This is a genomic window from Leucobacter chromiireducens subsp. solipictus (assembly GCF_016758195.1).
In the GTDB taxonomy this organism is placed as follows: Bacteria; Actinomycetota; Actinomycetes; order Actinomycetales; family Microbacteriaceae; genus Leucobacter; species Leucobacter solipictus.
In genome coordinates this window covers 433,703-458,396 of sequence record NZ_QYAC01000002.1, presented here as the reverse complement: position 1 = coordinate 458,396, position 24,694 = coordinate 433,703, and the positions used below count along the sequence as shown (strand labels likewise).

The window sequence follows — 24,694 nt, the reverse complement described above, 5'->3', positions numbered from 1 at the left end:
ACTCTAGTGCCGGATACACTGTCCGAGTGACCGCTGCGCAAGACTTCGAGGCGGCCCTCTCCCGGGCCACGGATGCGTGCGCGGACACCGCCGCGGGTCTCGCCGCCGCCGGGATCCCGCCCGAGCATCTCGCCCGCGTCGTGACGCCACGCAAGATCTTGCTCTGGGCGCGCCCGGACACAATGCAGGAGTTCGGTTCCGCGTGGCGTCTGGGCACCGTTCTCCTCGGCACCGACGCTCGGCTCTACGCGGCGGGCCGCGCCACTCGCGCCGCCGAGCGCGGACGTCCCGGCTACCAGTCTGTGTCGCGCGAGGAACGCCGCGAAATCGCGGCGGCGGCGCTGCGGGGCGGCATTCCCGCGGGCGAGCCCGTGAACTTCGATGCCACACCGATCCCGCTGCGTGACAGCGAGATCCTCCCCGACGCGCGCCTCGCCGAGCTCCTCGCGGATCCGGAGCTTCCCGTCGGCTACAGCGCGGGCGAGATCCGGGTGCGCTGGCGTGCGGGTGCCCCGCTCGAGGGCGCACCGAGCCTGGCGGATTTCCTCCGCGAGCGCGCCGAGTTGCTGCGGCACCCGCGGCCCGAGTAGCGCCGCCGCGGCCCACCTCACCACCCAGCTTGCCCTGCTAGCATCGCTCCCCGGAAGCCAGACGGGCCGGGAAAGGGGGCAACATGCGCGCACGATCGTTGCGAGTTCCGCTGCTCCTGCTCATCATTTTTTCCCTGTTCATGCCCAGCTTCTGGATGATTGACATCATGCAGGCCCAGGGCGCGCTGCGCGATCCGGATCCGACGCAGTTGACCCTGCGCTTCGATGAGTCCCGGTCGAAGCAGGAAACGCTTGAGGACGCCGACGTCGACGCTCTGCTCGAACAGGCAGCGTTCGCCCCGGTCGACGAGATCGACGAACCCGACGGCGTCATGACCGTATTGGCACCCGCCTTCGGTCCCGGCTCCGCCATTGCCGCACTTGAAATCCGGCTCCCCGCACTGACCGCGGGCGAACTGCACCGGATCACGCGCTGCGTGCTCCCACCCGATCCGTTCCGCGAGGTCCCGACCACTCCCCCGTTGATCGCGGCCTGAGCGCCCCGTACGGGACACCCGGTGTCCCGTGCCCCGCGGCGCTCGACCGCTGCCCGGCACGCCCCTCGCCGCCCCAGTCTTGGGGGGCGTCTCGCGTGCGCGGGCTTTTCCGATCAGCTCCTCACGGGATGGACCCCCATGCTTACTCCCCCACGCACCCCTCGTTCGCGGCGTCGCCGCCTGATGACCACCCTCGCCGTTACCCTCGCCAGCGTGCTCCTCCTCACGGGGGTGGGCATCGCCATCGCCTACCACGCCGTGACGAGCAACATCGTCCGCTCAGACTTCACGTTGCCCCAGGTTGACGACCTGGAGACCGATCCGGGCGAACAAAACATCCTGATCATGGGCATGGATAGTCGCGTCGATCAGAATGGCCAGCCCCTCCCCGAGGAGATCTACGATGCCCTCCACGCGGGCACCGCGGATGACGGCGGCTACAACGCAAACGTGCTCATGCTGCTGCACATCCCCGAGGACCGCTCGCAGACGGTGGGAATCTCGATCCCCCGCGACGACTACGTCGAGCTCGCCGGAGCGCCGCTCGGGATCACGCACTCGAAGATCAAGGAGGCCTATGGGCTCGCCATGCAGGAGCGCATGAGCGAGCTCGTGAACGACGCATCGATGAGCGATGCCGAGCGGTACCAGGCGGCGCGCAGCGCTGGTCGGCAAGCCCAGATCGAAACCGTGTCCCACTTCCTCGGCGACGTCAGGATCGACCACTTCGTCGAGATGACCATGGGTGGCTTCGCCTACATCTCGCAGGCAGTTGCCCCGATCACGGTGTGCCTGAATCAGGCGACCGAGGACGTGTATTCCGGGGCGAACTTCGTCGCCGGCGTGCAGGAGCTCGATGCGGCGCAGGCCATGAGCTTCGTGCGGCAGCGCCGCGACACGGGCTTCGACGGCCCGTACCTCACGGATCTCGACCGCTCGCGCCGCCAGCAGGCCTTTCTCGCGAGCGTGGCCCACGAGCTGACCCAGCGGAGCACCCTCACGAACCCGAAAACCGTGTCCGCGCTCGTCGACGTGACCCAGAATCACGTCGCGCTCGACACGGACTTCAACGTGCTGGAGTTTCTGCGGATCGCCGTGGAGGCCTCGAAGTCCGGGGCCCGGTTCGTCACGCTGCCGATCGTCGACTTCGAGTTTGTCGACGGGGCCTCGGTGAACACGGTGGACCTCGATGAGGTACAGGGCGTGGTCGCCGCGATCTTCGCGGGAACGTACTTCGCGGCACCTGATGCGGGGGGCGATCCAGATTCGGGCGAGGGTGCGGGCTCGCAGGCGGGCGCGGGCGAACCGGGCGCGGAGCTGCCGGACGCCGGCGAGCCGGACGCGGGCGAGCCGGCGGAAGCCCCGGTCGATCGTCCGGAGCCCCCGGCCCCCGGCTTCGCCGTGGTCGAGACCTGGGACGAGCCGATCCTTGCGGGATCGCTCCCGTGTGTGAACTAGGGCGACCGTGGCAGCTCGGTCGAGCCGCCTCCGCCTTCCCGCGGCGCGGCCGACCGGCTTCGGTGGGGTCCCCACCGAAGCCGGTCCTCTCCGGAGTCTCACCACGGTGCTCCTCGCATCGGTGTGCCTCCTCGTGGGGCTCGGCATCCTCATGGTGCAGTCCGCCAGCCAGGTCACCGCGATCGCCGCGGGCGGAAGCCCGTTCTCCGGGCTGATCCGGCAGGGCGGCTACGCGGTCGTCGGGATCGCGCTGCTGCTGGTGCTGAGCCGCACCCCGACCGCGCGGCTTCGGCGACTCGCCTGGCCGCTGCTCGGCGTCGGGCTCACACTGCAGCTGCTCGTGTATACCCCGTTGGGCTACGAGGCCGGCGGGAACCGCAACTGGTTGCGGCTCGGCCCCCTCTCCGCGCAGCCCGCCGAGTTCATGAAGTTCGTGCTGCTCGTCTGGGTCGCCACGATTCTCGCGGCGAAGCGCCCACTCTTGCGGGAATGGTGGCACGTGGCGATCCCGATCCTCCCCGTCGTGGCCCTTTCGATGGGCATCAATGTGATCGGCGGGGACCTCGGAACACTCATGATTATCGCCGCGCTCGTGTTCGGCTGCCTGTACTTCTCGGGGGTGCGCTTTCGGTTTCTCGTGACCATCGCGGCCATTGCCGCCGCAGGCATCGCCGTCATGACGCTGATCAAGCCGAACCGGGTGATCCGGATCGTGCAGTTCATGGAGATCGACTGCCTGACCGACGCGGAACACGCGCAGGGCATGTGCTGGCAGTCACTGAATGGATTCTGGGCGCTGGCGCACGGCGGGATCTTTGGCGCGGGGCTCGGCAACTCCACCGCGAAGTGGGCCTGGCTCCCGGAAGCCGACACCGACTTCATTTTTGCGATCACCGGGGAAGAGCTGGGGCTGCTCGGGGCCGCGGCGGTCCTCGCCGCGTTCGTCGCCATCGCGCTCGCCCTGGTCGGCCTGATCGGCCGCCTGGACGACCCCTTCGCCACCGCCGTGCTCGGCGGGGCGACCGCGTGGATCAGCGCGCAGATGGCTGTGAACGTGGCCGTGGTGCTCGGGTTCATTCCCGTCCTGGGAGTGCCACTCCCCTTTGTTTCCGCCGGCGGCACCTCCCTGATCTCCACGCTCATGGCCGTGGGCGTGGTGCTCGCGTGCGTCCGCGAACAGGCGGAGCGGGAGGCCGCACCACCCGAGCGCACCTAGCGGTGCGCGGGGAGACCCACCTTCGGCTTCGCCCAGGAGCGGCCCTGCGTGTCCTTCAGGATGTCGTACTCGACGTCGACGTGGGGCTCGATCGCGCTGTACTTGTCGTTCGGCGCGCCGATGATGAGCTGGAACCCGAGCCCGCGCCACGCCCCGATCGCGCGCTTCGTGAAGTGCGCGTCCGCCTTGATGAGCGCCTCGTCGAGGAACACCGGGGCGTAGCGCGGGCGCTCGGCGTCCGCATCGCCGAGCTGGTAGCGCAGCGCCGCCCCGACGATGAAGGCGATGAGCTCCTGCGACTCGCCACCGGACTTCTCACCGATGTGATCGTAGAGCGCCGCGTGCTGTCCGGTCTGGGCGTGCACCTTTTCCGCGCTGACCCGCACGTGGTTGCGCACGTCCACGAGTTCGGCGAAGTCGGGGGCGGTGCGCCGGATCCGGCCGATCAGCCGGGCCATCCGCTCATAGGCGAGCTCGCGCTCGGCGTCGCTCTGCGCCCCCGCGATGAGGGCCCGGACGTCCCGGAGTTCGGCGCGGAAGCGCCGCCGCGTTTCGGACTGCGTCTCGCGCGGCGTGATCTGCAGGCGGTGCTCGTCATCGTAGAACGGCAGATCCCGCATGATGCGGTTGATCGGTTCGATGCGTTCCTTGATCTCGCGCAGCGCGCGGCTCAGCGTGGAATCCAGGTTCGTCAGGTCGTTGCCCGAGAGCTTCAGGAGGCTCTGCTTCCACTCGGCCTCCAGCTCGTGCAGGCCGCTCGTCTCGAGCTCCGCCAGGATCCGTTCGAAGTCCTTCAGGGAGGCATCCGGGTCGGCCCGCAGATTCGGGTTGGGCCAGCTTTCGAGGAAGCCTTCCAGCGCGCGACGCAGATGCCCGCGCTGCTCTTCGAGGGTCGCCTGCGCGGCGGCCTGGTCCTCGTGAAGCAGCTTCGCGGCCGTGTCGAGCGCCGCGTCGAAGCGGGAGAGGGCGTCCGTCCGGTTCCGGGCGCGGCCCGTAGCCGGCGTCTCGAACCGCTCGCTCAGATACGCGGCGTGCGCGTCCCCGAGTTCGCGGCCCGCATCCTCGGCTTCGTCGACCGACTGCTGCGCCGCGTCCACCTCGTCGGTGATCTCCGCCCACTGCCGCGCGATGCTCTCCTGCTTGGCCTCCGCCCGGCCCACCTTCTTCTGCTGCGCCTCGATCTGCGTCTTGAGCGCGGCGATCTGGCTCTGCAGGTCCTCGATCTCGGGATTCCCCTCGACCAGGCCCGCGACGATCCGCTCCCAGTTGTCACGCTCCTGCTCCACCGCGGCGACGTCGATCTGCTCCCAGCTCAGCTCGACGAGCTTCCCGTAGGCGGTGTGCCGCGCATCGATCGTGTCGAGCGCTCGTGCAGCCTCCTGCTCGGCCTCGGCGGCGGCCTGCAACCGTCGCTCGCAGTCGGCGACCTTGTCGCCGAGCTCGGCCAGGCGGCGCTGGTTCGAAAACCCGAGCACCGAACTGCGCCCGTGCCCACCGTGCGCGCCCCGGCTTCCCTGCGACATCTGACCCGTGATGCTCAGCGCCATGCGATGCTCCGCAAACGCCGTCGCGTCATCCACGCACACGAACCCGAACTGATCCGCCAGGCGCTCCTGGAGCCAGGCGGTGAACGGGCCTTCGCGATAGTCGAGCCGGCCCGGCAACTGCTGCGCGTCCAGGCGGGGCTTCCCCGCGGTGCCGAGCCGCACCCCCTCGTACCGCAGCCGGGACGGCACCCGCACCTCGTTGATCGCGGCCCGGAACCGCGGCAGGTGCTCGGCGTCGATCAGCAGCGTGGTCGCGAAGCCGCCGAGCGCGAGCCCGAACGCATCCCGCCAGGGTTCGAACTCCGTGCGCACCTCGACAAGTTCGCCGACAAAGGGCAGGTCCTCGGCCGAGAGCCCCGCCGCGTGCGCCAGCAGTTCACGCGACTCGTGCAGGGCGCTCGGGATGTTTCCGCGCAGTGACTCCGAGCTGCGATGCTCCGCTTCGAGGCCGGTCAACTCCGCGCGGATCGCGTTCGTCGTGCCCCGCGCATCCGCGTACGCGTCGCGCACGGCCGATTTCGCCGCCGGATCCGCGAGTTCCGCCCGGGCCCGGGTCACGAGCGCGCGGAAGGCCTTCTCATTCGGGATCTCCTCCCCGAGCCCGAGCAGGAGCGATGCGAAGCGCTCGCGGGCCGCTCGCGCCTGCTCGAGGCGCGTCTCGACCAGGCCGAGATCACGCTCCGCCCGCTCGATGCGGTCGCCGCCCGAGTTTCGCAGCACCTCGACGAGCCCGGCGCGCTCGGCTTCCGCGGCGGCGGCGAGCGCCTGCTGGGCGCGCACCTCCGCGTCGGCGGCCCCCTTCTCCTGCTGCAGCTCGGCCTCCACCTCGCGCAGCAGCGCGAGCCGGCGGTTCGCACGCCACAGCGCGGCCAGCGAATCGGGATCTCCGAAACGGCCGATCTCGTCGAGCAGGCGGAGCTGATCCGCGGCCGCCACGATCCGCTCCCGCATCTCACGAATGGGCCGGAGCGCCCGGACCTGCTTCTGCGCGGTCACCATGCGCTGCCGGGTGCTCTCAAGCTCGTCGAAGTGCCCCACGACCGCGTCCGCGGTCGCGAGCGAGTCGGGTTCTTCGAGCACCATCCGCTTGTACAACTCGTCAACGGTGGTGATCTGCTGCCCGGCCTGGATTCGGGCGAGCAGGCTCATGGCCTTCGCCCCGGCCCCGGCCGCCCCGATCCCGAGCACCGTGTGAATTTTCGCCGAGAACTCGCGGTCCGTCGCGTAGGTGTCGAGTCCCGCGGCCTTCACCGCGGCGTCGGAGAGGCGGTGGGCTGCCGCGGTCTCCAGCGCGCTCAGATCGAAGGGTCCGTCGATCGTGGCGCGCACCTTCACGGCGTCATCAAGCAGGCGGGCGGACGCCGGGAAGTACCAGGCGCGCACAGCGGTGAAGCGCGAGCCGTCGTGATCCAGCCAGGTCATCGCGAGCGCCGTCCAGGTGTCCTCACCGTCGCCGCGCAGCACGCGCACCCGGGTGCCCTCGTCGGTGCGTGACTCGTCGAGCTTGCCGCGACCGTAAGACAGGATGTTGCGCTGCTCCTCGCCGCGCGGCCGGCCCGTGACACCGCCGTTCGAGGCCCCGTTGAACGGGGTCGTGTGGGGCATCATCAGCGCGATGTAGCCGTCCATCAGGGTCGACTTGCCGGATCCCGATCCACCGCACAGCAGCGTCGCGTTCGAGGAGAACCGCACCCGGTGCGCGCCGTCGTAGCCACCCCAGTTCACGAGCCGCAGTTCGTCCGCTACCCACTGCTGCCCGCGCGAGGCCGCGGGAATCATGCCGAAGAGCGTGTCGATCATGGTCATGCGGTGGGTTCTCCCTGATCGGTGTGGCGGGGCTCGGCGGCGTGGTCACGGGCGGGCTCGGGCGTGGGACCGGAGGTGGGATCGTGCGGGTCCGGGGCCACCTGCTCGCGCAGCCAGCTCAGCAGTTCCCGCAGGCGATCCGCGCTCAGCACGATCTCGATCAGCGGCGTGATGCGGTAGCGGCCCTCGGATTCCTCATCGATGATGCCCTCCTGGCGGAGACGCCCGAGCGCGCTCTTGATCGTCTTCTGCCGCGCGGCCGGACTTCCGTCGCCGTCGGTGAAGTAGCTCAGCACGGTCTGCTCGATGTCCTCGACATCGACCCACACCGCACGCTCCCCCGCCGTTGACTCGCGCTGGTACACCGTGCGCAGATACACGAGCACAAGCGTTTCGGCGCGATTGTACGACTCGTCGCGCAGCAGCACGGGCACGTCCAGCTCATCGGAGCGCACCTGCTGCTTGTACGCGACCCCGCGTTCGAGGTCGACGATGAGCCGCACGAACAGGTCGTGCAGCCGCGACTCGATCACCTGCTGGTTGTCGAGCAGCACGGCCCACTCGTCCGCGTTGCGGTCCGCGAACACCACGCGGCGCTGGAGCAGCCGCACGAGCACGCGGCGCACCGCCGGCTCGAGCACGCCGCGGTCCCCGGCGAAGCTTCCGTCCGGGTCGTTCTCCATCGCCACGGCCTCGATGAACGGGGCCGCGGCGTCCGGGGCGGGCGTCGAGTCGGGCACGGCCGGGGTCTCGGGCTCAGTCAACATCTGCGTCTTCCTTCAGTGTGCGCGCGGTCACGGCCGCGAAAGCGAAGCGGCGGGAGGTGCCGTCCGGGCGAATCGCCTCGACCACCGACACGGTGTCCCCCTCCAGGCTGCCGTTGCGGTGGGCGAGTTCCAGGAGGCCGAGCAGATCGGCGGGGCGGCGCGCGCCGTCCGCCGCGATCCCCTCGAACGCGGTGGCGAGGTCGAAGCGTTCCGAGTCGAGCCCGGCGAGGTATTTCTCGAGGTCCCCGTAGTTGGGTCCGCCCCACGCGCGCGTATCCGCGTCCACGAACTCGGCGTCGGCTGCGGCATCGCGCAGCGGGGCGGGCGGGTTCGGCGGCCGCAGATCGTTGAGCGACTGACGCAGGTGACCGATCCCGCCGGTCGGGAGGCTCCGCAACGGCTCCACCCGGTCGCCCGCCTTGGATTCCGGCATCCACGATTGCAGCCCGGCCATGACGCCGCGGAGCAGATCGTCCACCTCGCGATCCCGGATCGGGTCGTGCGTGCGCACCTGGGTCGTGATCACGTGGGAGGCGCGCCGTTGCGCGTTCAGCACCTCCTGGACGCCCTGTTCCACGCGCTTCGCGATCGCGCGCAGGTCGCCGCGCTGCTCGGCCGACATGAGCCGGGTGAAGGGCTGGGCGAGGATCCCCTGAAGTTGATCGGTGAGGTGATCGATGTGCTCCGGGTCGCCGATCAGCTTCAGCGCGCCGGAAAACGCGCGGCCCTCGGGGGTCGCGTCCATGACGTGTTCACCGCGCTGCAGATATTCGCGCAGCACCTCGCCCGCGGGGCGCTCGTCGCGGCGCAGCTCCGCGATCACATCGCGCTGCATCGCGTTGATCGACTCCGCGACGCGCACGAAGTCGGCGGGCAGTTCCCGGGACAGGTGCAGGATGTTCTCGGTGTCTTCGAGCAGCTGGTCGTCGTCGATCGGCTCGAACGGCACCTCATCCCGCTCCAGCCGGGCGATCTCCGCGTCGATCTCGTCCCGCTCCGCGCGGAGCCGCGCGAGCCGCTTTCCGGGGTCGGTCTCCGCGCTCTGCGTCAGCTGCTCCACCGATTCCAGCAGGGTGCGCACGCGAGAGCGCGACACCTTCGCCCGCCCGCCGCCGGCACGGCCCGCCACCTCGAGCGCGCCGACCGCCTGCGCGGACAGCCGGTACAGTTCGATGCCCTCGTGGATGTGAGGCACCAGCCAGCCGACCCGCACCCAGTAGCGGCAGATCTCGCGGCCCGATCCGGCCGGGATCTGGCGATCCTCGGTGGCCACGCCCGCCGCCCGTATCTCCTCGACAAACGCGCCGACCTCCACGTGGGCGTCGGCCACGGGGACGGACGCGCGCTCGGCCGAGAACATGCGGGTGAGCACGGCGACGACAAAGGGGGCGTACCTGCCGTGCAGCAGATCCAGCGTCGGGTTCTTGAACGCTGCAACGGCGCGCAGATATGCGGCCTCGGCCGGGGAGTGTGTCACCGATCAAGGATACCGCTGCGTGGCTCCCGAACCTGACGGCCGGCGGGGCGCGGGCCCGCGCCCGGCGGACACCGCGCGCACCCCGTTACCAGATCGTAATGTCCACGGCAAGGGCCTCACCGGGACATTCTCCCGGCGGTACCGTGAGGAAACACACGCGGGAACCCGCGCTGGTTCGACCCAAGGTACAGACGAATGAGGGGGAATGGGAATGGCACGTGTCGCAGTTTTGCCCAGCGATGTCTCAGACCATATCGGTGTGTTCGATCGGTTCGCGGAACGCGCGTCCGGCCTCGCAAGCCGAGCCTGGTTCTTTTGCTTCTGCGTCCTCTTGGTGGTCCTGTGGGCCCCATCGATCATCTTCATTCGCAGCGTCGATACGTGGCAGCTCATCATCAACACCCTGACGACCATCGTGACCTTCTTGTCCGTCGCGCTCTTGCAGAACAGCCAGACCCGAGCGAACCAGGCGGTGCAACACAAGCTCAACGCCATCGCGGACGGACTGAGCGACTGGATGGCCGCGAACGGCCACCCGCGTGACGCCGAGGAACTGCGAACCGCCGTGGGCCTCGAGGATCTCGAGAGCACCAGCAAGAACCTCGTACGCCCGGCAAACGCGGATGCGAATGCGAATGCGAATGCGAATGCGAATGCCGAGCGTGGCGCGCCCGTGCGCGTGGGGCCGCGCGCCGGGGGCTAGGCGCTACCGGCCGCCCGCGGCCGTGCGATGCACCGCGTCGACACCGCAGAGCGCACGCCCGGGTCACACCGCCCCCGGCATGCGCCACGGCACACGATCCACTCCCTCGACCCGAGGGACGCACCTGGACGGTCGCCCGTCCCTGACGAACTGGAGGAACACATGTCTCAGCACACACTCGACACCCCCGAAGCGCTGTTCCACTACGCGCTGCGGAGCGCGCTCATGATGGAGCAGCACTCGCTGGAGGCGCTCGACGATCTGCATGCGGCCGCGCGCGACCAGAAGATCAAGAAGCTGTTCACCCACCACGCCGACGAGACCCGGGAGCAGATCGACAACCTGGAGCGGGTCCTGAAGGATCTGGGCTACGAGGCGACGACGGCCCCGTCGCAGGCGACGACCGGGATCAAGACACAGGCGGCAAGCCTGCTCGAGAAAGCCGATCCGAAGCTCCACAACCAGATCGCGCTCATGAGCGCGCTGGGAAACGAGCACTTCGAGATCGCGAGTTACACCGGGCTGATCATGCACGCAGAAGCGCTCGGCGCGGCGGAGTCCGGCAAGCTCCTCTCCGCGAACCTCGACCAGGAGGTGCACACGAGCGAGGAGCTGCGCACCACCCTGCAGGAGATGCTCAGCTCAAGCTAGCACTCGCGCACACCTGGGCCCCGTCGCTCGCCACTACGGTGGCGAACGGCGGGGCCCAGGTGTGTGCGCACATGCGCCCCAACCGACCTTCCCGGGGATGCCCGAAGCTGCGGTCCGCGGCGGGTGGTGACCGAGGAAAGCACCGGGGCGGGAGCTGTTGTGCCCTGGAGAGGAATCGAACCTCCGACACCTTCTTTAGGAGAGAAGTGCTCTATCCACTGAGCTACCAGGGCGGGATCGCGGGAAGGCGACCTTTGGGAGTCTAGCGCACCGGGGCCACCGTGCACGGCGCGTTCGGCGCCGCAGGCGCAGCCCGGAAACGCAGAACGAGCGGGACCGAAGTCCCGCTCGTTCTGGGTGAAAGCTCTTAGCCGAGGCGGACGACGTCGGGCGTCGCGCTCGGGGAAGCGTAAGTGTTGACCACCGTCTGGTTGCCGCCCCAGCCACCGTGCACGGCCTGGCCGTTGCCGATGTAGATCGCGACGTGCGGTGCGCCGGCCCAGATGAGGATGTCACCGGGGGCGTAGTTGCCGTCGGTCACCGGGGTGCCGTAGCGGTAGAAGTCGGAGACGCCGTGGTCGTAGCCGCCCATGTCGCGGCGCTCGGTGAGGCCGATGCCCGCGAGTGCGTTCTGGACCAGGTCGGTGCAGTCCTGCGAGACGCCGACCTGCGCGAGCGCTGCGGCGACGAGGCCCTCAGCGCCGACACCGGCGGGGACGTCTGCCGAGCTCTTGCCCGCGGGACCGGCGGTGGCCGTCGCTGCCGACGCAGCGTTCTGGCCTGCGGCGAGCTGAGCGGCCGCAGCGGCGGCAGCCTTCTCTTCCTTTTCCTTCTCCTTGCGCTCCTGCTCAAGGATGTCCGCGCCGACCTCGCCATCGAGGGACACGACCGGGGAAATCTGGACGTCCGTCATCGGGGTGACGAGCTGCTGCTGCGTGATGTCCGCGTCAGGCGCGCCCTCGACCGTCGGCGCGACGGCGTAGGCGGGAAGCCCGAAAGCGCCGACCAGTCCGAGGCTCAGTGCGGCAGCTCCAGCCATCTGTCCGATGCGCTTGGCCTGCGAACGTGCGGGCTTCGCAGCGTCGTTCGCAACCGCGACCGCCGTGCTGGGGTTCTGATTCACGAGAATAATCTGCCTCTACCTTGGTTGGTGGTCATCGTGTGCACCCCTTCCGGGACGCGACCGTTCAAGAGTAACCGATGATTACGGGAATGTCACGCTCAGGTCACGAAGCTCTCAGAAACCCTGTCCACGACTCGGAAAAACACCAAACCGGGCCGGTCGTTTTGCTTCACGTGAAGCAAAATGACCGGCCCGGTTCCCGGCTCCGCGGCCTAGATCACGCCCTGCGCCAGCATCGCCTGCGCCACGGTGACGAAGGCCGCCGAGTTCGCCCCGAGCACGTAGTCGCCCGGGCGACCGTAGCGCTCCGACGCGTCGAAGGTTGACTCGTGCACATCCCGCATGATGCCGTGCAGCCGGGACTCGCTCTTGTCGCGGTCCCAGCGGGAACGCGCGGCGTTCTGGCTCATCTCGAGCGCTGAGGTGGCGACGCCGCCCGCGTTCGCAGCCTTGCCCGGCGCGAACAACACTCCCGCGTCCTGGAACATCTCGACCGCGCCCGGGGTGGTGGGCATGTTCGCGCCCTCGGTGACGGCGCGCACCCCGTTGGCGATGAGGGTCTTCGCGTGGGCGTCCGTGAGCTCATTCTGGGTCGCGCAGGGGAATGCCAGCTCGGCCGGCACGTCCCACACGGAGCCGCCGGCGACGTAGCGGGCGCTCGGCCGGCGCTCCGCGTACTCGGAGATCCGGGCCCGCTCCACGCCCTTCACCTGCTTCAAGAGATCGAGGTCGATTCCTGCCTCGTCGACGATGTAGCCGCTCGAGTCGGAGGCGGTGATCGCTTTGCCGCCCAGCTGCTGCACCTTTTCAATGGCGTAGGTCGCGACGTTGCCGGATCCGGAGACCACCGCCCGGCGCCCCTCGATGCCCTGGGAGGCGCGCGCCAGCATCTCCTGCGCGAAGAACACCGCGCCGTACCCGGTGGCCTCGGTACGCACCTCGGCACCGCCCCAGCCCACGCCCTTGCCGGTGAGCACGCCAGCCTCGTAGCGCTGCGTGATCCGGCGGTACTGTCCGAACAGGTATCCGATCTCGCGTGATCCGACACCGATGTCGCCCGCGGGGATGTCGGTGTCCTCGCCGATGTGGTGCACGAGCTCCGTCATGAAGCTCTGGCAGAACCGCATCACCTCTGACGCGCTCTTGCCCGCGGGATCAAAGTCCGAGCCACCCTTTCCGGCACCGATGCGCTGGGAGGTGAGCGCGTTCTTGAAGATCTGCTCGAAGCCGAGGAACTTGATCACCGACAGGTTCACGGTGGGGTGGAAGCGGAGTCCCCCCTTATAGGGGCCCAGCACCGAGTTGAACTGCACGCGCATGCCACGGTTCACCTGCACGCGATTCTGGTCATCGGTCCACGGCACGCGGAAGATGACCTGCCGCTCGGGCTCGACCAGGCGGTCGAGGATCCCGGCCTCAATGAACTCGGGGTGTTCGGCAAGCACCGGCCCCAGGGTGTCGAGCACCTCGCGAACGGACTGCAGGAACTCTTGTTCACCGGCGCTCCGGTGCTCGACGATTCTGGTCACGTCCCGTAAGTGTGTTTCGGGGGTGGGCAGCGTCACGGTCGACTCCTCTGTCTATCAACTCCTGTGGTAGCAGCCCGGAATTGGGCACGCTTAATACCATCGACTCCGCGGAGCCATACCCGCTCACGCGGGCACTCGCTCTACTGTGAGACGAAAATGTGCGCGGCGACCTCGGCGGGGAGGTCGATCGCTTCATGTGATCCTTCGACCTCGACGTGCACGGTGTGCCCGCGTCGAACGAAGGAAGCCTTGTTGCCGGGCACGACACCGGCGTCCGCGAGCTGATCCAGCAGCTCCGGATCGACCTGCAGCGGCTCCGCGAGCCGGCGGATCCGCGCGGTCATGGTGACCTCGGGCTCGATCAGCAGCTCCGTGAGGCCGCTCACCCCGGTCTGGAAGGACCCGGCGCGCGTGGACCCGAGCTCCTCGAGCCCGGGAATGGGGTTGCCGTAGGGCGACTCCGTCGGGTTGCCGAGCATCCCGAGCAGCTTGCGCTCGACGCGCTCGCTCATCACGTGCTCCCAGCGGCACGCTTCTTCGTGCACATACGCCCACTCCAGGCCGATCACATCGGCGAGCAGCCGTTCGGCGATGCGGTGCTTCCGCATGACGCGCACCGCCTTGGTGCGCCCGGTCTCGGTGAGTTCGAGGCGGCGGTCGTCGGTGACCACGACAAGCCCGTCGCGCTCCATGCGCCCGACCGTCTGTGAGACCGTGGGACCCGAGTGGCCGAGCCGCTCAGAAATGCGCGCGCGCAGCGGCACAATCCCTTCCTCTTCGAGCTCCAGGATCGTCCGCAGGTACATTTCCGTCGTATCGATCAGATCTGTCATCAGCAATCCTCTCGTTAGCCCAGATTCCAGCTTAGGGCATGACCCTGGGTCGTTCCCACGCCCGGTAGAATCTCGCTATGGCCGATATCTCACTCCCCGCTGCCCTCCTGCCCGCCGATGGACGCTTCGGTTGCGGCCCCTCGAAGGTCCGCGACGAGCAGCTCACCTTCCTCGCGTCCCTGCAGCCGAGCGTGCTGGGAACCTCCCACCGCCAGGCACCGGTGAAGGACCTGGTCGGCAGCGTCCGCGCCGGCCTTGCGGAGCTGTTCCGCGCCCCCGAGGGCTACGAGATCCTGCTCGCCAACGGCGGCGCGACCACGTTCTGGGATTCCGCAGCGCACTCGCTCGTGGAACGCCGCAGCCAGCACCTCGCGTTCGGCGAGTTCGGCGCGAAGTTCGGCAAGGCGACCGGCGCCGCCCCCTTCCTGGAGGCCCCGGATATTCGGAGCGCGGATGCCGGATCGCGCTCGCAGGCCGAGGCCGTTGCCGGGGTCGACGTGTACGCCTACCCCCACAACGAGACGTCCACGGGGGTCATGGCACCCGTGGTCCGCGTGGCGGGCGACGCCGGTGCGTTGACGGTCGTCGACGCGACGAGCGCGGCCGGTGGCATCGACTTCGACGCGAACGAGGCGGACGTCTACTACTTCTCCCCGCAGAAGAACTTCGCCTCGGACGGCGGCCTCTGGTTTGCCCTCGTCTCTCCCGCCGCGATCGAGCGGATCGAGCGCGTCACGTCGTCGGGTCGGTATATCCCCGAATCGCTGAACCTGGCCGGGGCGATCGAGAACTCCCGCAAGAACCAGACGCTGAACACCCCGGCACTCGCGACGATCGCGATGATGGACGAGCAGCTGCGCTGGATCAACGGGCAGGGCGGTCTCGCCTGGGCGTCGGCCCGCACCGCAGAGTCCTCGCAGGTGCTGTACGACTGGGCCGAGCGCACCCCCGTCGCGACCCCGTTCGTTGCGAACCCGGAACACCGTTCGCAGGTCGTTGTCACCATCGACTTCGACGACAGCGTCGACGCCGCCGCGATCTCGGCCGCGCTGCGCGCGAACGGCATCGTGGACACGGAGCCGTACCGCAAGCTCGGCCGCAACCAGCTGCGTATCGCGACCTTCACCGCGATCGATCCCGAGGACGTACGTACCCTGACGGGCGCGATCGACTACGTGCTCGAGCGCCTGGTCTAGGCCGGATCACCCGCGGCGTGTGCGGGCCGCCGCTTCGCGCGGCCCGCATCGCTCGCGCGCGTACGCACCCGGCACGACGCCACGACATAGCCGGTGATCCCGGTCAGCGCGAGCGCGGACCATACGGCCCACCACGGGAACCCGGGGACGGTCGGATCTTCCCCGGCGGCGTTCAGATCGCCGATCGGCGTCGGGGTGACCCGCTCCCCCGTGACCAGGATCCGGTGGGTGTTGATCCCGAGCGGGGTGCAGGTCACGAGGGTCGCGAGGTCCTCCCCCAGGACGGGGTAGAGCGACTGCGTCTCATCGGGTTTCACCACCTGCGTCTCGGTCACCCGGTAGGTGAGCACCTCACCCCACGTCTCCACGGTGAAGGTGTCCCCCTCCTGCACCTGATCGAGGTTGTCGAAGAGCGCGGCCTTCGCGAGGCCGCGGTGCGCGGTGAGCACGGTGTGCGTGGTGGGGCCGCCGACCGGCAATGCCGTGCCCTCGAGGTGCCCCACACCCTGTTCGAGGACGTCGTCGCTCGTGCCGTGGTAGATCGGCAGGTCGACGTCAATCGATGGGATCTTGATGCGCGCCATCAGGCCCGTGCTGTCGGCCGCCAGCAGCCGCGTGTACTCCTCGTCGGCCGAGCTTTCCACGGCCTGCGGGATTCGCTGCCCCGCGGCGACCACTGCGGCCCCGGTGAGTTGTTCGTTGTATGCCCGAGCTGCGGCAAGGGCCGTCTGACGCCGTGCTTCATCCGCGCTTGAGCTTTCACGGTTCAGGCCCATGATCTCCTGGGAGTAGTCCCGCTGCGAGAACCAGGTGGCGATGCTGGGAAGCTGGAGCAGCACCACGCCCGCGAGGGCGAGGAGCGCGACGAGGATGACCACCGGGCTCGGCCGCCGCCATCGGCGGGCCGAGCCCGGTGTCCCGGGAGACGGCGGATCCGAGACTGCACGTTCTGCCGCGTGATCAGGCTGGGGTGGCGTGACCAGGGTCTGTGAGTTCGTCACCGTATCTCCCTTTTTGTGGAGGATGGGTGAGCGCTACGGGGGGACGCGCTACTCACCCACCCAGCTGTTACTCTGCGCCGGCCGTGCGGCGGCGAGAGAGCAGAATCGCGGTGCCCGCGGCTGCGATGAGCAGTGCGCCGCCCGCGACGGAGAGCATCAGGGCCCCGGAGGAGCCGGTCAGCGGCAGGCCGGGCACGTTCTGCTGAACGTTCTTGACCGTGACGTCCAGCTCAGCCGAGACGCCGGTCTTGACCGCGACCGGGGTGAAGGCGGCATCGCCGGTCGGCGTGACGTAGCCCGCGGGTGCCGCGGTCTCCTTCAGCACGTAGCAGCGCTGCGCGGCGTTCTCCGGCGCGTTGCTGCTGTCGCTCACGAAGAGGCCCGCGATGGTGACGCGGCCGTTGGCACCGGTGGTGAACACCGTCTCACCCGAGACCGCAATCGCAGCGCCGGTCGGCGTCGCCGCCGAGCAGTCAGCGGCGTAGGGCTCAGCCGCGGCGTACACCTCGAATTTTGCGCCGGCGAGCGTATCGCCAGGGGTCCGGGCGTTCACCTTCTCGATGAGCACGTCGCCCCAGTTGGTGGTGACGGGGTTCGAGGTGATGCCGTTGTTCCGATCCGGATCGTTCACGAAGCTGGTCGCCTCGTTCACGATCGAGCCGTTGCCGAGCGAGGTGACGGTGCCCTGGAAGGTCACCACCACACTCTTGCCGGATCGGGTGGCAAGCCATGGGAGGCCCGGCGTCGCGGTGAAGGAGACGTCGATGGTCTGTCCGGTCACGGACACGGTGTAGTTCTCCGCGGGAACCTCGGTGCCGTCCACCGTGACGGTCTTCACGCCACCCTGCACGCCGAACGAGGCACCGGTCGGGGTGAGGCGAGGATCGAGCGTGTCCGACACGGTGAAGCTCGTCAGGCTGCGCCCGGCGGCGAGCGCGGGGATCTGCGCGCTCACGGGGAACTCGACGATGCTGCCGAGGCCGAGCCCGGTCGGGGTGTTCACGGTCTTCGTGATGCCCGTGATGCCGTTCTTCGGGTACACGTTGACGTCGTACAGCCAGCCGTCCTCATACGGGTACGGGATCGTCACGATGAAGGGGGCCGCACGGTCCACCACCGTCGCGGGCGCGGCGGTCTCGCAGACCACGTAGACGCCGACGGTGGCGGGGATCGTGGCCTCGCCGTTGGCGTCGGTCGTGACGGTCGGCAGCGCGGTGCCCAGCGTGTACCCGGCCGGCGCGGTGCACTCGGCGCCGGGCTGCAGATCTTCCAGCGCGTCCCAGGCAGCGGGGTCGCTCAGGTCCACCGGCTGACCGTCCTTGAGGAGCGGGGCGGCGGTGAACTGTACGTCCTTGATCCCCGGGCTGGGGATCGCGGGGCCGGATCCGTCCGGATTCTGGGTGACCGGGCTCGTGCCACTCTGGTGCTCGTGCTTGTGGACGATGATCGAGCCTGAGGCGTCAGGGTCGATCCCGCCGAAGCTCGGCGCGGCCATGGCCGGCGAGCTCGCGGCGACAGCACCGAGCAGTGCGATGGCTGCCGCCGCAAGCGCGCCGATAACGCGCTTGGGGCTTCTCCCGTATCCGGTGTGACTCATGGTGGGGGTCCTCTCTTGGTGGTGCGTGGTGGCGCGTTCCGGGTTTCGGAACGGCAGGAGACGCGCGCGCGGGGCGAGTCTCCGGGTCAGTGGGGCGCGCATCAGGCGCTCGTTTCGGCGCGGCGGCGGCGCGACCAGCTCAGGCCGCCGACGAGCAGCGCGAGAGCCGCGAGGCTCGCGCCGGCGATGCCGAGCGCGTCGGAGCTGAGGCCGCCGGTCAGCGGAACCTGGAGGGCGGGTGCCGGGCGATTCACAAAGCGGTAGATTCCGTGCTGCCCGAGCCCGACCGTGACGGGCGCGCTTTCGTCGATCGCCACCCAGGTGCAGGCACCGGGGTTCCCCGGCTGCGGTTCGCACCGTTCGACGCGGTTCAGCAGGTAGGACAGTGGTGCGCTCGGATCGCTCGCGGCCTCGGACAGCGCGTAGCCCTGGTCCGGGGTGACGCCGAACGTGTTGGCTGCGGATCGGGTCGTGGCACCGGACACGGTGAACGGGGTGCCGCCCTGACCCGGGTCCGCGGTGAGCTTCCAGTTCGCTGGGCTCGCCGTTCCATCTTCGACGGTCTTCAGCAGGGTGAGCTGCGAGACGCAGGTCACGACGTTCGTGATCTCGAAGGTGTTGGCCCCCGGCGTGAGCGTCGCCGAAGCGGGCAGCGGGTCCGCGGCGCTCGCCGCACCGCGCTTCGTCAGCGTGTTCGAGGTCAGGGTGCACCCGGGCACGAGCGCGGCATCGATCGTGACCCGCTCATCGATCCCGACGGTTGCTCCGGTCGTGTACCCGGCGCGCGGCGTGCCCCAGTCCTGCGGCGTCGATCCTGCCGCGCCGGGCCCGCTCAGCGAAAGCTGGCCGCTCAGCCCCGCGGGGAGCTCGGACTCGTCACCCGGCTGGCGGTACGTTCCCAGATTCGTGCCCGAGGCGTCCTGGATCTTCCAGACCTTATCGACCTGCACGGTCGCCGCCCGGCTCGGGGCCCGGTTGTACACGATGCAGTTGATCGTTTCCCCGTTGGGGACTGCCACGCGCACCCCGTTCGTGGGGTTTCCGCTCGGTACCGTTCGCGTCCCAGTGTTCAGGTTGGTGCACACCGCGTTCTGCCCGTTCACGGGCTGCAGGGTGTACCCGGGCTGTTGGGTCTCGGTCACGGTGACCTCGGCGCTGCGGGTCGTCGGCGTGAAGGTGAACGGGAAGGCGATCGTCCCGGTACCGTCGTCCTCCGTGGTCCGCACGGGCGGGTTCGGCAGGGTCGCCCCGGATCCGGGGTTCGCGACTGTGAACTCCCAGCCGGCACCTGCCGGCTGGGCGCCGGCGATGGATCCGGCCGGTGCCGAGTCCGGGACGATCATCTTGGTGACCGTGAGCTGCCCGGCGCAGTTGCCGAGCGCGAGCGCACGGAGCGCCTGCCCCGCAGCCTCATAGTTGGAGGTCTGATAGTAGTCGCTGCCCTTCGTCGGGCCCGAGATTGCGCTGAGGTTGAGCGCGCTATTCGCGTCGGTGACGCCGCTGCCCACACCGAAGGCGATGATCCGGGAACCTGTCGCTTTCAACGCGTTCGCGGAGAAGACGCCGTTCTCCGTCTCGATGAGCCGGGTGCTGCTGCCGGGGCCGGAGGTGCCCGGCCCATAGAACGTGGGGTTGCCGTCCGTGATCACCACGGTCACGTCGTAGGGCGTGGGGTTCGTGGCGGAGGCCTCCGCCGCCACCCCGATCCCGCGGTCCCAGTTGGTTCCGCCCGAGGGCTGGAGCCCCGCGTAGCGGGTCTTGAACGTGTTGGCTTGCGCCTGTGTGGATACGGGCGTGAGCGCCGGGTAGTTCGGAGCCCCGGTCTCGGGCGAGTTTCCGGCGAAGGAGAACAGCGCCATGCGCGATTGGGTCCCCACGAGCGCGTTCACAAAGTTGTCGGCCGCCGCCTTGAGATTCGGCATTGACGTGCCCACCGAACCGGAGCGGTCCAGCACGAGGGCCACGTCGATGCCACAGCTCTGCGGCAGCTGCGGGTTATTCCGGGACACCGCCCAGGTGCCCCCGGAGGAGGTCTCCGTGGAATTGTCGGGCGCGGTCATAAAGTCCTGGCCGGAGCGGTAGGTCGCGTCGGCACGGAGTTGGCTGCCCAGCCGGAACTGATACGTGGTTGCGGTGCCGCCGCTGGCACCGCCGGTGCGCAGCGACGCGTTCGCGAACCAGCCGCTCGGCGCGCTGCTCGCGGCGGGTACCACCCAGAGCCGCTTGTCCCGGTTCGCGCCGTTGCGTTCCGTGTCCGGCACCTCGAAGATGCACTCGCCATTTGAGTCGGAGACGCAGCGTGCCCAGCCGGCGCCATCGCCGCTCACCCCGTCGGGCCTCGTGGCTGTCGGCGCGGGAGTAAACCAGCTCCCGTTGTCGTTCTTGAGCAGCAGCGTCACCCCGGCCAGCGGCGTGACGCCGGTCGTCCCGGTCCGGTCGCCGCCGGTCTTGACGATGATCCGCGCGGTCGGCGTCGCACGGGCCGCCACGTCCGCGCGCTGCGGGCTCGGCTTCGCGGCGGGCGGTGCCGTGGTCTCGGGAATCGTCGGAGCTTCGGGGGCCGGGTTGACCTCGGGAGCGGGATCTTCCTCGGGAGCCGGCGCTGCGGGGTCGACAGGCGCTGCGGGCTCTGCGGGCACGCCGGGCTGTTCGGGGACCTCGGGGGCCACGGCGGCCGGGTCAATCGTGACCACGGGAACCGCGTCGTCGCTCGTTGCTGGCGCAACAACGCTCTGCCACGCCGAGTCGGCCGCGGGTCCCTCGGACGTCGCTACGACCCGGAGCTGCAGCGTCTCGCCCGGCGTAATCGTGTGGCTTCGAGCTGGATCGTTCTGATCCACCAGCGTGTCAACGGCGAAGGCTCCGGGAGTCGGGTCCAGATCGATACCTGCATCGCCCGGCTGTCCCCCGTTGTCCACGATACGCGCGGTCACGGGCGGGAGCCCGGTCGCCGCGGAGGTGGCGTCCTGTGCGGCCCGCACCTCGAACGAGAGTCCCGCCTGCAGGGTGCTCGTGGCATCCTCGGCACGCCAGCTCAGTCCGGCCGGCGCGGGCGTCCCCGCGTCACCCGGCGCGGTGGCCGGTGCCGCCCACGCGGGCACCGCGCCGAAGAGTCCCATCGCGAGCACCGCTGTGGCGGCGGGCACGCTCACGCGCGGTCCCCCCAGTGCTCTTCGACTGCGCTGATGCAGTCTGCGGTCGCGAAATTCCGCGTGCCTCATTGCGTTCCCCATCCCCAGAAAATCGCGGGGACGCACGGCAATCAGCTGAGATTCCGTGTACGTTCCCCGCCCCGGGAATAGGCTATGAATCCGGTGTGGAGGTGGGATCCGGGAAAACTACGTATCTTGTGTCCCCAAATGGGTACGCACAGAAAAACACCAACGGCCCGGAGTCCGGGCCGTTGGTGTTGGTGTGACTACTGGCGGTCGTCGCCGTCTTCGTCGTCCGTGTCATCATCGAGGTCGTCGGGATCGTCGTCGAAGAGTTCCGTCTCGTCGGACTCATCGGTGCGATCCTCGTCCGAATCCTCGTCCACATCGTCGTCATCGTGGGCACTGAGCTCATCGATGTCAACGCCGTCGAGCTCATCGTCGAAATCGTTGTAGTCGTTGTCCATCAGCTCGTCGTCGTCCTCATCGCCGAGCTCCGCAGCCGCCGCGGCGTCCGCCGCGCTGTCTTCTTGCGCCTGACGCGCCTGCGTTTCCCGATACTGCGCGAGGCGCTCGGACCACGGCACCCACTCCGGTGCCGTCACGGCCCCCGGCCCGGGCAGCAGTTCAACCTCGAGGACGGTCACCGCGGCGGTCTCATCGACGCGTGCGAGCGTCGCGGCCCACCGCCACCCGGGGTAGCCCGGAAGCCGGCACTCAAACAACAGGGTGAGCACGTGGGCCTCGTGGACCTCATGCCCGTCCTCGGCACCGATGGTGTCGGCCGGGGTGATCTCTTCAAGCGCGGCGCGCGCCTGATCCCGGGCCGCGAGCAGCACGGGATCAGCGCCGAGTTCGTCGTGCGTCGGCACGTTCACATCCTCAGGCATCGAAGTCATCCGCCACTCGGCGCAACATCGCCGCCACCTGCCGGGACTGCGCGCGCTCGGGGTACTGCCCGTTCTTCAGCCGTCCCCCCAGCCCGTCAAGCAGCTTCACCAGATCCTCGATGATGATCGCCATCTCGTCGGCAGACTTCCGGTTGCGCTTGGCCGCTTTGGGGGCGTCAAGGACGCGCACCGACAACGCCTGCGGCCCGCGGCGACCGTCCGCCACGCTGTACTCCACGCGTGTGCCCGCCTGCACCTCGACGCCGTCAGGAAGCACCGACGCGTGCAGGTACACCTGCGCGCCGTCTTCGCCCTGAATGAAGCCAAAGCCTTTGTCTTCGTCGTAGAACCTGACCTTGCCGTTCGGCATGCCTCGTCCCTTTCCGTCTCGGCGGGTGCGCACCCAGCCCACCGCGCTTCGGTGCAGCCTGCCGCACCCGCATATCCTCACCAGTGTAGTGCCCGATCTTCCACCCACTGAGAGGCAGAAGGCGCTAAAATGGAGCGGATGTCCACAGAACCCAGCACCCCATCACTTCTGGAGCGGATCCTCGCGATCAGTTCGCTCTCGATCATCGCGGTCGCGCTGCTCTCGTTCTTTGCCACCCTCATCGTGGGAATGAACGACCGCCAGGCCATGGCAGAGGGGCTCTGGCCTTTCGTCTACGGCGTCTCGCTGATCGGATTGCCGATCGGGTTCGTCCTCCTGATCTTGCTCCTGATCCTGACGCAGGCCCGCCGTCGGCGCGAGTTCCGACGGAATAACGGGAAGTAGAGCGGCCGTCACGATGAGCGGCACACTCGCGCTCGCCTCCGCCATCGCCGAGATGGATCGGAGTGCGCTGCGCGGTGTGGTCGCGCAGCGCCGCCCCCAGGCGGCGGCGAGCATCACCGATCCGATCGGGCTCGCAACGGATCTGCTCCGCAGCGACTCCATCACCCGCGCCATCCTGCCGCTCGACCGCGCGGCGCTCCGCGCGCTCCTACTCCTCGCGGAGCGGCCCGGCACCGCCGATGCGGCGACCGTGGCCACGCTCTCCGCGCGCGGTCTCGTCGGCACCGATGGCGGTGCCCCCGCCGCGCTGCCCGAGGTCACCGCGGTCGTGAGCGAGACGCTCGCCGCTGCGGGGCTCGCCCCTGCCGCGCTCATGGCCGAGGAAGCCGACCGTCCCGGTGGCGGTCCGGCGGCGGACCCGGCAGCGTCCCCGCGCGACACGGATACCTGGTACTCGCCAGCATTCACCGCGGTGGGGCAGGCCGCCGAGTGCCTCCGCGTCCTCGCCCTGCGCCCGGGCAAGCTCAACCGCAACGGCACCGTCGCGGTCGTATCCCTCCGCGCTCTCGCCGATGCGACGAGCATCGACGTGACCTCGGTGTCGCGCATCCTGACCGCGCTCGGACATGCCGGCCTGACCGTGCCCCGGCGCGACGATCATCTGCTCGTTGTCGGCGATGCGGCCGCGACCTGGCTGGCGAGCGATAACCGCGAGCGCTGGCGTGTGCTGGGTGAGGCTGTTATGCGGGCGACGCCCCCCTCGTTGCGCGCCGTACTGCGCGCCACGCCGAACGATCTCGCGGCCGGCGCCGCGGCGATCCCTCATTTTTTCCCGCTTCTCCCCGAGGCCGAGGTCGAGGCGGCAGCGGCCTTCGTTGCCGTGGCCGAGCAGCTCGGACTGACCGTGGGCGGCCGGCTCAGCACCCCGGCCGCAGCACTCGGGGCGGGCGAGCTCGCGACCGCACGCAGCCTCATCGCCGAGCAGACCCCGGGACAGGCGCCCGGCGTCTACGTCCAGCCCGATCTCTCTGTGGTGGTGCCGGGCCCGCTCGACCCCCGCGACGAAGCGATCTTGAGTGCGATCTCGCGCGCCGAGCAGATCGGCGTGGCCTCCACCCGGCGGATCACCGACGGAAGCATCGCCGAGGGGATCGAGCAGGGGGTCTCCCCCGACGCCGCCCGCGAACTCTTCGCACGGATCTCACTCACCGGGATCCCGCAGCCGCTCGAGTATGTGCTCGCCACGCGGGCGCAGCGTCTCGGGGATCTCGTGGTCGACGAGGTCGACGACGATGACGGGCGCACCCGGATCACGGTCGGGCGCCCGGATCTCGCTGAGACGCTCCTCGTGGACCGTTCGCTGCAGCATCTCCAGCTCACCCGGCAGGCGCCGACCCCCCTCACGCATTCGGGCACCGTCATTCTGCGGTCTCGGCTGCGCGCCGATCACGTGATCTCCGCGCTCACCGACGCGCGCTATCACCCCATGAGCGGCACGGCGCTCACCAGCACCCGCCGTGCCCCGCTCCCGAGGCACCCAGACCTCCCCACCGCGGCGATCCCGATCGTCTCCGCGGACCCGCCGCCTTCGCCGCCCGAGGATTCGGAGCCGCTCGCGGAGCACTACACCGCGCTCGTCGAGCGGGTCCACGAGGCGGCCCGTGCCGAGCCCGGTACGGGCGACTTCACCCGTCGTCTCGAACTCGCGATCCGGGACCGGAGCCCGGTGCAGGTGACCGCGGAGGCCCGCGGCCAGCAGCACACCTTTACGCTGCTCCCCGTCTCCGTCACCGGCGGCCGCCTCCGCGCGACCGATCAGCACGCGGGGGTGGAGCGCACGCTCCCCGTGAGCATGATCACCGCAGTGGAGCCGGTCTAGCCCGCAC

Annotated in this window: 20 protein-coding genes and 1 tRNA gene; 9 read left to right on the top strand and 12 right to left on the bottom strand. The window is 69.4% G+C overall.

Going from position 1 to position 24,694, the window contains the following annotated elements; translation table 11 throughout:
- Positions 1 to 26: 26 nt before the first annotated feature.
- The 4 genes from D3230_RS05475 to D3230_RS05460 all read left to right on the top strand — a co-directional run bounded on the left by D3230_RS05475 (position 27) and on the right by D3230_RS05460 (position 3,761).
- Positions 27 to 590 carry a hypothetical protein gene (locus D3230_RS05475; protein WP_202343995.1) on the top strand — a complete coding sequence of 188 codons (564 nt, stop codon included), beginning with the start codon at positions 27 to 29 and terminating at the stop codon, positions 588 to 590.
- Between the two features lie 83 nt (positions 591 to 673).
- On the top strand, positions 674 to 1,087 hold the full coding sequence (locus D3230_RS05470) for a hypothetical protein (protein ID WP_202343994.1): 414 nt from the start codon (positions 674 to 676) through the stop codon (positions 1,085 to 1,087).
- 138 nt (positions 1,088 to 1,225) lie between these two features.
- Positions 1,226 to 2,545: an LCP family protein gene (locus D3230_RS05465; RefSeq protein ID WP_202343993.1), complete on the top strand. Its 1,320-nt coding sequence runs from the start codon at positions 1,226 to 1,228 to the stop codon at positions 2,543 to 2,545.
- A 106-nt stretch (positions 2,546 to 2,651) separates the two neighbouring features.
- Positions 2,652 to 3,761, top strand: coding sequence for an FtsW/RodA/SpoVE family cell cycle protein (locus tag D3230_RS05460; protein ID WP_202343992.1), 1,110 nt, complete (start codon positions 2,652 to 2,654; stop codon positions 3,759 to 3,761).
- Here D3230_RS05460 and D3230_RS05455 read toward each other — a convergent pair.
- The 3 genes from D3230_RS05455 to D3230_RS05445 are packed head-to-tail and all read right to left on the bottom strand — an operon-like array spanning position 3,758 to position 9,358.
- Positions 3,758 to 7,114, bottom strand: coding sequence for an ATP-binding protein (locus D3230_RS05455; RefSeq protein WP_202343991.1), 3,357 nt, complete (start codon positions 7,112 to 7,114; stop codon positions 3,758 to 3,760). The genes D3230_RS05460 and D3230_RS05455 overlap by 4 nt on opposite strands.
- Positions 7,111 to 7,881 carry a DUF4194 domain-containing protein gene (locus D3230_RS05450; protein WP_202343990.1) on the bottom strand — a complete coding sequence of 257 codons (771 nt, stop codon included), beginning with the start codon at positions 7,879 to 7,881 and terminating at the stop codon, positions 7,111 to 7,113. Before D3230_RS05450 ends, D3230_RS05455 begins: the two co-directional genes overlap by 4 nt.
- Positions 7,871 to 9,358: a DUF3375 family protein gene (locus tag D3230_RS05445; protein WP_202343989.1), complete on the bottom strand. Its 1,488-nt coding sequence runs from the start codon at positions 9,356 to 9,358 to the stop codon at positions 7,871 to 7,873. Before D3230_RS05445 ends, D3230_RS05450 begins: the two co-directional genes overlap by 11 nt.
- A gap of 259 nt (positions 9,359 to 9,617) precedes the next feature.
- Here D3230_RS05445 and D3230_RS05440 point away from each other — a divergent pair, with 259 nt between their 5' ends.
- Together D3230_RS05440 and D3230_RS05435 are read left to right on the top strand one after the other, a co-directional pair.
- Positions 9,618 to 10,061 (top strand): low affinity iron permease family protein, encoded by a 444-nt coding sequence (locus D3230_RS05440; protein ID WP_337249100.1) that lies wholly within the window; start codon positions 9,618 to 9,620, stop codon positions 10,059 to 10,061.
- Between the two features lie 162 nt (positions 10,062 to 10,223).
- Positions 10,224 to 10,712 (top strand): DUF892 family protein, encoded by a 489-nt coding sequence (locus D3230_RS05435; protein WP_202343987.1) that lies wholly within the window; start codon positions 10,224 to 10,226, stop codon positions 10,710 to 10,712.
- Positions 10,713 to 10,872: 160 nt separating this feature from the next.
- On the opposite strand, the gene D3230_RS05430 is transcribed toward D3230_RS05435, so the two are convergent.
- The 4 genes from D3230_RS05430 to D3230_RS05415 form a co-directional block, all read right to left on the bottom strand.
- Positions 10,873 to 10,945, bottom strand: a tRNA-Arg gene (locus D3230_RS05430).
- Between the two features lie 134 nt (positions 10,946 to 11,079).
- Positions 11,080 to 11,835 (bottom strand): NlpC/P60 family protein, encoded by a 756-nt coding sequence (locus D3230_RS05425; protein WP_202343986.1) that lies wholly within the window; start codon positions 11,833 to 11,835, stop codon positions 11,080 to 11,082.
- A 212-nt stretch (positions 11,836 to 12,047) separates the two neighbouring features.
- Positions 12,048 to 13,400: an NADP-specific glutamate dehydrogenase gene (gdhA, locus tag D3230_RS05420; protein WP_202343985.1), complete on the bottom strand. Its 1,353-nt coding sequence runs from the start codon at positions 13,398 to 13,400 to the stop codon at positions 12,048 to 12,050.
- A 104-nt stretch (positions 13,401 to 13,504) separates the two neighbouring features.
- Entirely contained in the window at positions 13,505 to 14,197 is a 693-nt protein-coding gene (locus tag D3230_RS05415) for an iron-dependent transcriptional repressor DtxR (protein ID WP_202343984.1), read from the bottom strand.
- A gap of 77 nt (positions 14,198 to 14,274) precedes the next feature.
- Here D3230_RS05415 and serC point away from each other — a divergent pair, with 77 nt between their 5' ends.
- The gene (gene serC / locus D3230_RS05410) at positions 14,275 to 15,393 is read left to right on the top strand and encodes a phosphoserine transaminase (RefSeq protein ID WP_202343983.1); all 1,119 of its coding nucleotides are present in this window, start codon (positions 14,275 to 14,277) and stop codon (positions 15,391 to 15,393) included.
- On the opposite strand, the gene D3230_RS05405 is transcribed toward serC, so the two are convergent.
- From D3230_RS05405 to D3230_RS05385, 5 genes are all read right to left on the bottom strand, one after another.
- Positions 15,390 to 16,394, bottom strand: coding sequence for a class C sortase (locus tag D3230_RS05405; RefSeq protein ID WP_337249099.1), 1,005 nt, complete (start codon positions 16,392 to 16,394; stop codon positions 15,390 to 15,392). The two genes, serC and D3230_RS05405, sit on opposite strands and share 4 nt — an antisense overlap.
- Before the next feature lie 67 nt (positions 16,395 to 16,461).
- Entirely contained in the window at positions 16,462 to 17,991 is a 1,530-nt protein-coding gene (locus D3230_RS05400) for a SpaH/EbpB family LPXTG-anchored major pilin (protein WP_202343982.1), read from the bottom strand.
- Between the two features lie 101 nt (positions 17,992 to 18,092).
- On the bottom strand, positions 18,093 to 21,143 hold the full coding sequence (locus D3230_RS16335) for a VWA domain-containing protein (RefSeq protein ID WP_202343981.1): 3,051 nt from the start codon (positions 21,141 to 21,143) through the stop codon (positions 18,093 to 18,095).
- 266 nt (positions 21,144 to 21,409) lie between these two features.
- Positions 21,410 to 22,033, bottom strand: coding sequence for a DUF3027 domain-containing protein (locus D3230_RS05390; protein WP_202343980.1), 624 nt, complete (start codon positions 22,031 to 22,033; stop codon positions 21,410 to 21,412).
- Positions 22,026 to 22,403: a cold-shock protein gene (locus D3230_RS05385; RefSeq protein ID WP_202343979.1), complete on the bottom strand. Its 378-nt coding sequence runs from the start codon at positions 22,401 to 22,403 to the stop codon at positions 22,026 to 22,028. Before D3230_RS05385 ends, D3230_RS05390 begins: the two co-directional genes overlap by 8 nt.
- Positions 22,404 to 22,541: 138 nt before the next feature.
- Here D3230_RS05385 and D3230_RS05380 point away from each other — a divergent pair, with 138 nt between their 5' ends.
- Together D3230_RS05380 and D3230_RS05375 are read left to right on the top strand one after the other, a co-directional pair.
- Positions 22,542 to 22,808 (top strand): hypothetical protein, encoded by a 267-nt coding sequence (locus tag D3230_RS05380; protein WP_237466953.1) that lies wholly within the window; start codon positions 22,542 to 22,544, stop codon positions 22,806 to 22,808.
- A gap of 13 nt (positions 22,809 to 22,821) precedes the next feature.
- The gene (locus D3230_RS05375; protein WP_202343977.1) at positions 22,822 to 24,687 is read left to right on the top strand and encodes a helicase-associated domain-containing protein; all 1,866 of its coding nucleotides are present in this window, start codon (positions 22,822 to 22,824) and stop codon (positions 24,685 to 24,687) included.
- Positions 24,688 to 24,694: the final 7 nt, after the last annotated feature.

What these genes read in the sequence shown, in the direction of transcription:
- D3230_RS05455 (WP_202343991.1), bottom strand. Translation starts at nt 7,114, where the DNA reads ATGACCATGATCGACACGCTCTTCGGCATGATTCCCGCGGCCTCGCGC.
- D3230_RS05385 (WP_202343979.1), bottom strand. Translation starts at nt 22,403, where the DNA reads ATGCCGAACGGCAAGGTCAGGTTCTACGACGAAGACAAAGGCTTTGGC.
- serC (WP_202343983.1), top strand. Translation starts at nt 14,275, where the DNA reads ATGGCCGATATCTCACTCCCCGCTGCCCTCCTGCCCGCCGATGGACGC.
- D3230_RS05400 (WP_202343982.1), bottom strand. Translation starts at nt 17,991, where the DNA reads ATGAGTCACACCGGATACGGGAGAAGCCCCAAGCGCGTTATCGGCGCG.
- D3230_RS05375 (WP_202343977.1), top strand. Translation starts at nt 22,822, where the DNA reads ATGAGCGGCACACTCGCGCTCGCCTCCGCCATCGCCGAGATGGATCGG.
- D3230_RS05415 (WP_202343984.1), bottom strand. Translation starts at nt 14,197, where the DNA reads ATGACAGATCTGATCGATACGACGGAAATGTACCTGCGGACGATCCTG.
- D3230_RS05380 (WP_237466953.1), top strand. Translation starts at nt 22,542, where the DNA reads ATGTCCACAGAACCCAGCACCCCATCACTTCTGGAGCGGATCCTCGCG.
- D3230_RS05470 (WP_202343994.1), top strand. Translation starts at nt 674, where the DNA reads ATGCGCGCACGATCGTTGCGAGTTCCGCTGCTCCTGCTCATCATTTTT.
- D3230_RS05390 (WP_202343980.1), bottom strand. Translation starts at nt 22,033, where the DNA reads ATGCCTGAGGATGTGAACGTGCCGACGCACGACGAACTCGGCGCTGAT.
- D3230_RS05465 (WP_202343993.1), top strand. Translation starts at nt 1,226, where the DNA reads ATGCTTACTCCCCCACGCACCCCTCGTTCGCGGCGTCGCCGCCTGATG.
- D3230_RS05450 (WP_202343990.1), bottom strand. Translation starts at nt 7,881, where the DNA reads ATGTTGACTGAGCCCGAGACCCCGGCCGTGCCCGACTCGACGCCCGCC.
- D3230_RS05435 (WP_202343987.1), top strand. Translation starts at nt 10,224, where the DNA reads ATGTCTCAGCACACACTCGACACCCCCGAAGCGCTGTTCCACTACGCG.